At 39.6% G+C, this 12,369-nt stretch carries 4 protein-coding genes and 1 pseudogene; all 5 read right to left on the reverse strand.

Annotated features, from left to right (window positions below; translation table 11 throughout):
• Positions 1–165 precede the first annotated feature (165 nt).
• On the reverse strand, positions 166–1,791 hold the full coding sequence (locus DXA05_RS16840; protein WP_087318128.1) for a RagB/SusD family nutrient uptake outer membrane protein: 1,626 nt from the start codon (positions 1,789–1,791) through the stop codon (positions 166–168).
• A gap of 27 nt (positions 1,792–1,818) precedes the next feature.
• Positions 1,819–4,956, reverse strand: a complete 3,138-nt coding sequence (locus DXA05_RS16845; RefSeq protein ID WP_055235515.1) for a TonB-dependent receptor — start codon at positions 4,954–4,956, stop codon at positions 1,819–1,821.
• A 469-nt stretch (positions 4,957–5,425) separates the two neighbouring features.
• A pseudogene (locus DXA05_RS16850) lies at positions 5,426–9,384 on the reverse strand (helix-turn-helix domain-containing protein).
• Positions 9,385–10,198: 814 nt separating this feature from the next.
• Positions 10,199–11,587 carry a phosphoglucosamine mutase gene (gene glmM / locus DXA05_RS16855; RefSeq protein WP_008020557.1) on the reverse strand — a complete coding sequence of 463 codons (1,389 nt, stop codon included), beginning with the start codon at positions 11,585–11,587 and terminating at the stop codon, positions 10,199–10,201.
• A 37-nt stretch (positions 11,588–11,624) separates the two neighbouring features.
• Positions 11,625–12,314, reverse strand: coding sequence for a DUF4827 domain-containing protein (locus DXA05_RS16860; protein ID WP_009039003.1), 690 nt, complete (start codon positions 12,312–12,314; stop codon positions 11,625–11,627).
• Between the last annotated feature and the right edge of the window lie 55 nt (positions 12,315–12,369).

Here is a 12,369-nt window from a genome sequence, read left to right on the forward strand (position 1 = left end):
CCTCTGATACGCCAAAATAAGAAAAAATAGCATGTGGTCAACCAAAGGATACGAGCGTCAACGAGAGTACAACCGAAAGACTAACCGTTTAAGCAATAGAGAGAGGATAATTAGCCTTTACCCTCTCTCCAATTCTATCAGAAACAAATATTTATTATTACCTAATTAATTCCATCCCGGGTTCTGATGTCCTTCCAACGCAGGATTAGCCTGAATTTCATCTAACGGGATAGGCCATAACAAAGCATATTCAGGAATGGCACCGGCTCTTGTGCTTCCATCGGGCTTGTTTTGGATTTGAGCCGATGCAAGAGCAGTCCATTTCAATTTTCCTGATTCGGTAGATGCTTCCGGATACAAACGAGTACGACGAATGTCATCCCAAATCTTAAATTCCAACGGTAACTCATGCAAACGTTCAGTCAAAATCGATTGTATTAAATCGTTTCCTGTAGCCGTCTCATCTGCCAATCCAGCACGTTTACGCACTTGATTGAGATAATATTTAGCTCCACCGACAGCATTATCTTCATGATTTGTACGTGCCAGACCTTCGGCCGCAATCAGCAAGACTTCCGCAAAACGGAATACTGGCATATTATAATCACCGTCGTGACCACTAATCAAAGCATTTTCATCAAACCATGCCCAGTTGCCTGCATTGTTCAAAGTATAAGTCTTTCCTTCAGCATCGGTATATTGCTTAAAGAAGAACTGTTTCTCATGTCCTCGAATATCATTAGAGGCATAGCTGTTAAGCAACATATCACAGGGAAGGTATGCATTATACAGCACGTCTCCTCCCGGATGGAACACTCCCCACTGGAAAGCATCTGTTCCGATAGAACGGCAAGCATAAGAGTTACCTACACTATAATTGGTGTAATTGTATTCTTTAGCATAAATGATTTCAGCAGATTCTTTCGTCGTCTTAATTACATTATATGCTGAGTTTAAATCATCAGTCGTTCCATTCGGATGAATAAGTTCGTGAGGACTGTCATTGATCACTTTCAATGCCATCTGTGCAGCTTTTCCATAATAGTCTGCCCCTCCGTTTAACGGTGCACCAGCCCATTGTAGATAAACTTGTGCCAGCAAAGTCTGCGCCATTGCTCTGGTAACATAACAGCCATTTTCATAGAACGTTTTATTCGGCAATGCATCCCCGTTGACAATATCCAGCAAGTCGGCTTCAATTTTCTTATAAACCTCTTCAGCAGAAAGACGTTCTTTGTACATACCTTCTGTAGATGTGTAAGGTTCTGAAATATAAGGAACGCCACCAAATTCTTTGACCAGCCAAAAATACCCGTATGCACGGAAAAATTTACCTTGAGCCACATAATTATTAATAGTAGCTTCATCCAGCACACCGGTCATTGTCGGAATATTGGCAATAACAAAGTTGGCACGTGAAATACCTTTATAAAACTCATGCCAGTATTTCATTGCAATATCATCAAAAGATTCAATATTGAAGTTACACCCTTCGGATGCCGTAGTAAATGTTCTATCCTTACGCTTATCAACGTACAATCCGGACACAATACCACCCCACATTGTCGCTTTAGGAGTCCAGCCACCGCCTACATCAGTGTTGTGTAAATAAGGTACACCACCAAAATACAATGCGTTCACCCCCGACTCCGCATCAGCTTTCGTCTTCCAGAATTGGTCAGATGATTTCATATCCAATGGTTCTTCTTTCAGGAAATCGTCGCATGAATTCAGCAACACAGAAAGTGAACACATACAAAATGCAGATATATATACTTTTAATAGTTTCATAATTCTTATGGTTTTTATAACGGTGAATTAAAATGCTACATTAAGACCGAACGTAAACGTTCTCGGACGCGGATAGGTGAAGAATTGGCGGTTAGCCCCCCATTTGTTGTCACCTAAACGAGATGAGTTATCCGGATCGTATCCGTTATAGTCCTTAGAAGTAATCAGGAACGCGTTATTCACATTCGCATACAAACGCAATGAAGACAGACCGATCTTCTTAATCAATGTTGGATTGAAGGTATATCCGAGCTGAATCATGTTACAACGCAAATAAGAACCATTGCAAACCCAGTCATCATCTGCCTGGTTATTAGCTCCCTGACCAAAGTTATTCAGACGAATTGCCTGTTCTTTACCCGACGGATTGAGAGTTGGATGCCATGCTTCCTTATAAAGACGGTCTATACCGTTAGTTAGGAAACGGGCTACAGTAGAGTGATAATATTCTTGCATCACGTCTACCCCCCATGTAAACTGAAAGTCTAAAGTCAAATCAAATCCTTTATAATTGAAGGTATTGATAAATGAGCCCATCCAGTCAGGTAATCCGTTACCGATAATTTCGCGTTTCTTATAAGTTACCTTTTCACCGATAGTGGAAGGTATGTTCATTGTCTCCGGATCCCAGTTAGACGGAATACCATCGTAAATACCGGCACGCTTATAACCATAGAAAGAAGAAAGCTCTTCACCTTCACGGATCAACATATCGTAACCCACAAAACCATCGGTTGTAATCTGACGCTTACCGGTGACAGGATCAACAGATGCACTTTCATCCAGTTTCTCTACACGATTTTTGTTGAAACCTAAATTAAGAGTGGAAGTCCATTGGAAATCATGTGTCTGAATAGGATATGCTGTAACCAGAATATCTAAACCACGATTGGAAACGGCTCCAATATTATCCATAATGGAAGAGTAACCTGTTGATTCAGGAACCGGACGGTCGAGCAACAAATCCGAAGTATACTTATAATAATAGGAAATATCGAAATTCAGTCTGTTATTGAATAAACCCAACTCGAATCCTAAGTCCCACTGTCCTGTCTTTTCCCATTTCAGGTCCGGATTAGGCATATTGTCCAGATAAGACACTACGTGCAGAGCATCACCAATGATCGTATTCGACTGGCTCACCGTAGCCAATGATTTATATGTACCAATTTCCGAATTACCTGTCAGACCGTAAGAAGTATGTAATTTCAGCTTGCTGATCAATGAGTTATCTTTCAAAAAGTCTTCATTAGAAATCATCCAACCCAAGCCGACTGACGGGAAAAATGCATATTTATTGTTCTGTCCGAATTTGGAAGAGCCATCATAACGACCGGTTACGGTAGCCATATACTTGTTGTCATAAGAATATGCCAGACGCAAGAAATAAGAGTTCATCGCCCACTTGTCGTAATCATTGCCTACAGAAGGACGGTTCGTTCCGGAACCTAAATTATAATATCCGTAGAAGTCATCAATATACTTACTGTCGGAAGCTTCGAATTTGGTATAATTATACTCTTGCCAAGACATACCCGCCATTGCATTAATGTGATGTTTGTTTATATCTTTCACATAAGTCAAATAGGTTTCTTCCTGCCAATACAAAGAGTTGGAGTTATTTGCAGAAGCTGCTCCCTCGGAACTTTGATTAATCATCGGACGCGGAGTGAACGGCGTATAGTTAGCATCACGATTATTGTGGTAGTCGATACCGAACTGGGTCTTCAAATCCAATCCTTTCATGAGATGGAAAGTCAAAGCAGCATTACCAAAAATCTGCGTACGATATTGCATAGCCTGCATCCGTTCGAGCAACTCAACGGGATTACCTACACCTTCCGGGCTGAATCCTTGTTTTCCGCTATTAGGATCAGTCTGATTATTGAGAATAGAGCTTGTATTAATAATGTTCGTCTGCGTATATTCACCATCCAGCTTAACCGGTAAGAAAGGCAACTGTTCGATCATCGTACGCAATGCGCCTTGTCCGTAAGGGTTATCAGAAGTTCTATTACCCCAAGTATGATTTACTAATAAATTAACGGAAGTAGACAGCCAATCAGTCGGTTTGTCATCATACGCCAATTTTGCATTGATACGTTTGAAGTAAGAATTCAACAAAATACCCTGTTGATCGGTATAATTGATGAATGCTCCGATAGAAGATCCTTCTCCTGTACGTTGGATACTGATCTGATGGTTATGAGAGATGGCAGTGCGGGATGCTTCATCCTGCCAGTTGGTATTATATTTCGGAGAACCGTCTGCATTGAACAAACGTTCGTCTGTGAATATCTGTGACAGATCAGTTGTGAAGTTCTTGCCTTGAAATTCGTTGGCATTTTCCAATCCCTGCTTGAAGGTAGACATCCATTCGTTAGCATCCATTACATCTATTTTTCTAGCCATCTTACCGATAGACAATGAACCATCATAGGAAACATGGACTCCTTTTCCTGCATTACCGCGCTTGGTAGTCACCATGATAACACCATTCGCACCACGGGCACCATAGATGGCAGCAGAGGAAGCATCTTTCAATACTTCGATAGATTCGATATCATTCGGATTAAGCAATTCGAAGTTTGACATCACCACTCCATCTACTACGTACAGCGGTGATGCCGACGCGTTGATAGTAGAAATACCACGAATGATGACACGTGATTCTCCACCCGGCTGACCGGTATTAGAGAAGATATTCACACCGGCCACTTTACCCTTCAATCCGTCAAGCGCATTGAATGATTGTGCTTTCAGCATGTCTTTACCTTTGGCTGTGGAAATGGAACCCGTCAAGTCTGATTTGCGCATGGTACCATAACCTACAACGACTACTTCGTCCAGTGCTTTCGTATCCGATTGCAGAACTACGTTCAGAACATTACTCTTTAATTCCGAGACTTTAAATTCTTGTGTGATATAACCAATATACGAAAACACCAAGGTGGCATTGGAAGGAACAGAGAGAGTGTATTTACCGTTAATGTCAGTGATTGTTCCTGTACTACCGTTTTTAACTTTCACCGTACCACTGATAACCGCCTCTCCCTGATCATCGGTTACCGTACCGGAGATTGATTTTACAGATTGAGCATTCATGCCCAAACTCAACATCATACCTATTACAAATAAGGTAAGATACTTTAGTTTTTCATTCATAATTCCTTTAAATTTGATTAGTAATAAGGTTAATTCCCTTTAAAAAGATTGTTGCAAATAAAGGCTATTCGAATAAAAGTCCAATGCTCTACCTTGCCAAAAAAACGGCAAAATAAAGACACATATCTAAAGCACAGAATGGTAAATTAGAGCACAGATTAACACACTAATAATCAATACAATAAAATCGACAAAAGGAATTTAGAGCACAAGGTTGTGACAAACAAAGGTTCTTAATCAAATTCCGTGCTAGTAAAGCTCATTGAAAGGCCGATGGATAAAGGGATATCGGCATATTAGAAATAGCAAATAAATTATCCAAACTATATGCATCTTAAAGTACTCCGGAATAGCCATGAATAAGGTAATTGAACATAAATAAGTAGCACGGAATTTGAAGAAGAACCCAAACAAATAAATAATAATGTTTCCCAACTAATCACCTATACGAAAGAATTTAACCTGACAATCAGCATACCTTTCGCTGTTCCCGATAATCTTTCGGTGTCATCCCGAACCGACGGGTAAACTCTTTATAAAAATAAGACCGGCTGGAAATACCGACCTCCATAATAACATCTTGAATAGAAAGTTCTTCATCAAGTAACAGGCGGGCTGCCTTTTCCATACGGTAACTCTTTATTAAATCACCGGGAGCAGTATTGGAAATTTCCTTGAATTTACGATAGAACTGACGGGAACTCATTGCCATACGATCAGCGATCAACGTTGAGCCCAGTTCTTCCTTGTCCAGGTTTTCTTCAATCACCTTTAACAATTTACGAATAAAATCAGCTTGTTCGGTAGTTGTACAGACAATCTGTCCCGCCAAATCTCCCAGTTCCTCCATATATATCTGCTTCGCTTCCCGCTTTCCATAAATAGCATTATGGACAACTTCCCGCAAGAATAATATATCATAAGGAAGTACAATATAAGAATCAGACCACAAGATCAGTTCCCGCTGAATGGCCGAACCAACTTTCCAGGTTAACAATGGAATAAAAGCTGTCTTTGAAAGCAGAGTACGATTCCGGCTAACATACTCCATAAAAGTACTTTCAGCATTGGCATACATTGTCATATCCACTAATAATAGAGCCGGAGCCGACCGACGAATTTCGTCAAAAGCAAGCTGCACACTCTTTACTTGATGAACCACGTATTCATCAGCCAGGAAATTACTAATCAACCAAGTCATTTCATCTCTGTCTTCCAACAAAAGCACAGTTTTTTTCCCTTGTTCACCTGCTACTGTCAAGACCGCCGGTTCAAAGATAATCGTCAACCGACTACCACTCTCATCATCATCATAACGAAGAACGGCATGAATACGTTCCAAAGCTGACCGTACAAAACCTAAAAGTAAATGCACAACAAACACATGATCGGAATCTTTCTCCGTCACTGAAGAAGCTTTATCTGAAAGATATTCATACAACGCTTTCGCAGTAGCATCTTTAGAAGAAAAATGTAGCTGCATCTTACCATCCTGTTCTGACATTTCTACTATTACGCCATGAGTACCTTTCATTTCAGTAATCCGGAGATAGCAGCAATAAAGAATACTGTATAATGCATTCTTGTAAACTGGAAATGTTAAGTGTTCCGGAATCATTGACGATATAGAAGAATGATCAATCCCTTGTTCTTCCAACGTACGCAACACCTCTTGAGAAACTCCCTGTATACTCATACGTGCAGAAACAATAAACCGATCCGGAAAGAATTGTCTAAGTTCTTCCAAAAACAGAGCGTCAGGATTAAGAAGTGCGCTCATCACAGTTTCGCGTATCAGTGACACTTTCTCAAGACATTGCTCATAAGAAAGATTCTCAGCACGCAATTGGTCACAATAATTATAAATGAGAGTAAAATCTTCAAGCATCCTACGGTTTGTATATACAGTCTCGGATTTCCGGCAACTTTCTGTCCCCATCAGTGTTTTCATCATCCGTTCCTGAAGGTAGTTTTTGCGTAGTAAATATATCACGTACCCTAACAACAACAAGAAAATGACCAAATAAACAAAATAAGCCGCCACCGATCGATACCAGGGAGAAAGGATATATACCGGAATAGAAAAATGCCGATATTCCGTATCAAATACATCCCTCTTATAGCGTACCTTAAAGATATAATCACCTGCCGGCACTCCTGTATATGAGGCTTCATTAATACTACTAAAAGAGGTCCAATCCTTATCATATCCTTCCAACTGGTAAGAATATTCTATATCTTCTCCTGATAAAAAATCCGGAACAACAAAAGAAAGTGCAAATGAAACCTCCGTCCCCTTCAACTGTAATGCCTTACCATCGTCTGTATAGTAATCTCCATCCCCCTGAACCACTTGCGTATGTCCAACAGTCAACTTACGTAACAAAATATCCGGATAAAATTCCGGAGCAGCCTGCACCTCTTTATCCAAATAAAGCAACCCGTCAATCCCACCGAAAAAAAGCTCCTGTGTATATGGGCACATGTAATAAGCATCATCGCTAAACTCGCCGATTTGAACACCTGCACTGTAAAAGTAGGCATGTGATGAGCCATTTATCGGATTATATTTAATCAGCCCCCGATTCGTACCAAGCCATAAGAGTCCGTTCTCATCTTCAAGTACACCATGAATCATATCATTGAGCAAACCTTGCTCCCGTCCGATATAAGTAGCTTTCATCTGTTTTCCATTAGAATTCAGACATACCAACCCTGATGTTGTCCCTACATATAACAGCCCTTCTTTGGTCCGATACAGGCTAAGCACATCGTCTACCGACTTATGAAGCATTTCTTTCAAAGAAATCACTTTATATTCTTCAGTCCGCTTATCAAACCGTACGAGTCCTTTCTCCCGACTGCCAAGCCACAAAATAGAATCCCCTTCGGGCAGCATTGGATAGAACATCGTAATTTCTCGCTGACCGTGAAAAAAATGATAACTTTTCTGCGACTTGAAACGAATGGTACCTGCCTGCTTCTCAAGTATTAATTTATGAAAACCGGAACCGGCTGTCACCACATAAAGTACACTATCATTTTCCTCATAAATGCCATGTATCTCGGTGGGTTGTGCCGGCAGATTCTCCACAGAATGCAAAGCTTTGTCTTCAAAAGAATAGTAAAATAGTCCCGGATCTCCAGATCCTATCCAAAAGCCATCCATATAACGGCTTTGAACCAATTTATAAACAGGAAATTCTTTATTCCATCGTATATAAGACACAACATTTTGCTTACCTTCAGGAGAGTAAACTGTAACGGCAGAAGCTCCTCATTCTCACGATAATCCGGTATATGCAACAGTCCATCACCCTTCGTCCCGAACCATAGCCCACCACTATTGTCTGTCATAACAGAACGTACCTGCCTGCTTAAGTTAGATGACAGTTGATTGAGCATCAAATTGGTGGCAATAGAATATTTCTTAGCATACATAATCGTTCCTTGTCCGTCCGAAGCAACCCATAAGACATTCTGATGAGGATCTCGATAAATACTATATATACGCACATTCCGGTCGACCACTTCTTCTTTATATTTTTGTGAAGTACGGAGACGGACTAACCCATTCGTTCGAAAACCAATAATAATATCTTCATAGAAAAGGGCTATTCCTGCAATAGTTCCATTCTTCTGCACTAATGAAGAAAGGTTACGAATATAAATTTTAGATTGTCGGGAAATATCATAAACATAAAGATCATGCTCACTATCGATGAAACAAAGAACGCCATTCTGATAAAAGACATCTTCAATAGGTTTCGCATGAAAATTAGTAGATAAAACAGTTGAATGAATTGATAATGTGTCACAATCAAAAGCATCCTGCGAAACCTGTAACAGCTCCCCTGTTTGTTGAGTGAAAATCCACAAAACACCATCATCCGTGACGAACGCCCGTTTATCCATATCCTCTACGGGTACTTTCAGATTCTTAATCTGTACAAATCGTTTATAAGATGTATTATAGTAGAAAATTCCACCATGACTCACCACCCATGTGTTTCCTTTAGAATTGGAATGTAGATAATAATCATCTGTAAAGTCATAATATCCGACAACTTGCCGTGAATCCTGTGAAAGACGATTGATCCCCAAATGGGTAGAAATCCACAAACAATTATTATCCGCCTGCTGAATAGAATGGATTACGTTGTTACTCAAAGCCTTGGGAGCTGAAAAATCGGAACGGAAAACTTCCATGCTTCTGCCGTCATAACAATTGACGCCATCGTAAGTACCGAACCACATCAACCCTGTATTGTCTTGAAAAAGACAAAGCACAGCGCTATTAGATAATCCTTGCTGATAATCTACTTTCCGGAAGATATATGAATCTTTACCGCCATCTGCCTGACAGATCAATGAATAAATCAATAGAACAAAAGGAAAAATCAAGCGCATTTTCATTGTGTTAATCATTAATATCATCTATTAAATATCAGGCAATCGCTTATATGTTTTGTTTCGCAGTGCGAAAAAAATAGCCATTAATAATCGATGTCTTTGATTCTCTTTACACAAAGATACGTTTTTATACGGAAAATGCAACTCTATTTTATCAAGTACCTCTATTTTTCAACAATTACTTCACTACTAAGTTCACACAATCTAAGAGTCTGCCTCTTCCATTTTTCAATGATCTCATCATTATAAATAATGCAATCAGTTTTATTTTCATGCCGTACGTTTATCAATATGCATATTTAAGCCATGTGTTTATCATTGATATAAGACCTATAAAGTTGTATACCAATTGATATTCTTGTGGTGTATCTATGCTAACGACGCAGAGAAGTAAGCTTTGTTGATTACTTCTCTCTCAACACTGCTTACTTCTCATGTAATCTATTAATAGAAAAGTTGCTCTTGATTAAGTCCAAACTTTCTTTTTATTAACAGTAAAGTTGCTTTTCATCCCTTCCAATCTACAAATGCAATCTTCATTTATAAAAACAAAGGTTCCGTTTTTAAAAACAAAGCTTGCATTTATAAAAATGAAGCTTTCATTTTAAGTTTGTAAATAACAAAAGAGAAGTTTACTATTAGACGAAAGGAAGTTTAGACTTAATCAAAAGAAACTTTATTGTTAATACTCAAGGAGAAGAGTAACTATTATCATTCAGTGGATATCATCCTAATAAAAAGTCTCGTATATCAATGAGACAACTTATTCAGTTATCTTTATGATATACGAGACTCAAATGTTATAAATAAAATCCTATTTTGCAGGATATTATTTTGCTAATTCATTAATCACATCCATTATCTTCTGACCGATTTCCTCGGCAGCTTCCATAGTAGAAGCTTCACTATACACACGGATGATCGGTTCTGTATTACTCTTGCGCAAATGTACCCATTTGTCAGCAAAGTCAATTTTCACACCGTCGATATCGTTGATTTCTTCGTTCTTATAGATTTCCTTTACTTTTGCAAGGATAGCATCTACATCGATTTCCGGAGTCAAGTCTACACGGTTTTTAGCAATGAAGTAAGGAGGATAAGTAGCACGGAGCTCGCTAACCTTCTTTCCTTCGTGAGCCAGATGGCTAAGGAATAATGCGATGCCTACCAATGCATCACGTCCGTAGTGACTGGCAGGATAAATTACTCCACCATTTCCCTCACCACCGATAACAGCATTGATTGCTTTCATCTTCGTTACCACATTTACTTCGCCTACGGCAGAAGCGCTGTATTCCATTCCATACTTGCGAGTTACATCACGCAAAGCACGGGTAGAGCTTAAATTAGAAACAGTGTTACCGGGGGTATGTTTCAGTACATAGTCGGCAACAGTAACCAATGTATATTCTTCACCGTACATTACGCCATTCTCGCAGATCATTGCCAGACGGTCAACATCGGGGTCTACAACAAAAGCTACATCGGCCTTTCCACCTTTCATTAAGTTCATGATGTCACCGAGGTTCTTTTCAAGCGGTTCGGGGTTGTGCTGGAAGTTTCCGGTAGGTTCACAGTAGAGTTTTTCTACATGTTTCACACCTAAACGTTCAAGAAGTTCGGGAAGAATAATACCGCCTACCGAGTTTACACAGTCAATAGCTACCCGGAAATCAGCTTTTTTGATAGCTTCTACATCTACCAAGTCGAGAGCCAATACACTGTCGATATGTTTCTGATTATAAGTCAGGTCTTTGCGGTAAGAACCCAAGTGATCTACGTCGGCATAGTCAAATTCTTCTGCTTCAGCAATACGAAGTACTTCGTTGCCTTCGGCTGCATTCAGAAATTCACCATGTTCATTCAGTAACTTCAGTGCATTCCACTGTTTCGGGTTATGAGAAGCCGTCAGGATGATACCGCCACAGGCACCTTCCATTGTCACAGCAAGTTCTGTGGTCGGAGTAGAAGCAAGATCAATATCTACTACATCCCAGCCCATTCCCATTAATGTACCGACTACTACGTTTTTTACCATTTCACCTGAGATACGGGCATCGCGTCCCACAACAATCTTGTTGCTCTTCGCTTTGCAGGTCTTACGAATTAAAGTAGCATAAGCCGAGGTGAATTTTACAATGTCAAGCGGGTTCAGTCCTTCTCCCGCTCCTCCGCCGATGGTTCCGCGGATTCCAGAGATAGATTTGATTAGAGTCATAGGTTTTTAACTAAAAGATTTATCTAATGTTAGTGCTTTAGCTTTTTGCTTTCTCAAATTTCCAGATATCATAGAAATAAGGATTGACATATTGTTGTGCAGTTGTATGCCCCATCTTAGAAGGTACAATCAGGCGTACATGTGCATTATTACGCAAATAAGGTAAGGCAATCAACCATCCGGATGGAATTGCAGTTCCATAACCTTGATTAACCCATAATAAATCATATTCCAAACTACCGGATAAAACGATCCCATAAACAGTAGACGCGTTTTGTACATAACGGAATGTTAATGGAAACTTATAATAATCAGGAGCATCCATCCATTCTTCTAAAGGTACATTGAAGCAAGTAACCTCTCCTGTCATCATATCCTTTTCTACATAACGAGTACAAATGACATTATTATTAGCAAAAGTGTCTACCGCATTCTCAAATTCACTTTTATCTTCATCTTTCCCGCCACGATCTACGATCTGCATATATACGCCATTGGAAAAAGCAACATATTCGTCATATCCATCCCCAGCTTCTTTTGAAGCCGTAACAGTGTCTCGTTCGAACTCTTCCAGTGAAATGACACGAATATCATTATCTTTGATGAACTTATTCACCGCATTTTTCTCGTCTTCCAGCATTTCTGCATAAGTCTTCGAATTGTCGCATGCCTGGAACAGACTTCCGGCGGTTAACAAAGAGAGAAATAAAAATACAAGTTTCTTCATTATCTGTTATTTAGCTATATTCCGCACAAATGTATCTCAAAATCATTAAAAGTTG

The organism is Bacteroides sp. AM54-2NS, assembly GCF_003602935.1.
Lineage (GTDB): Bacteria > Bacteroidota > Bacteroidia > Bacteroidales > Bacteroidaceae > Bacteroides > Bacteroides xylanisolvens.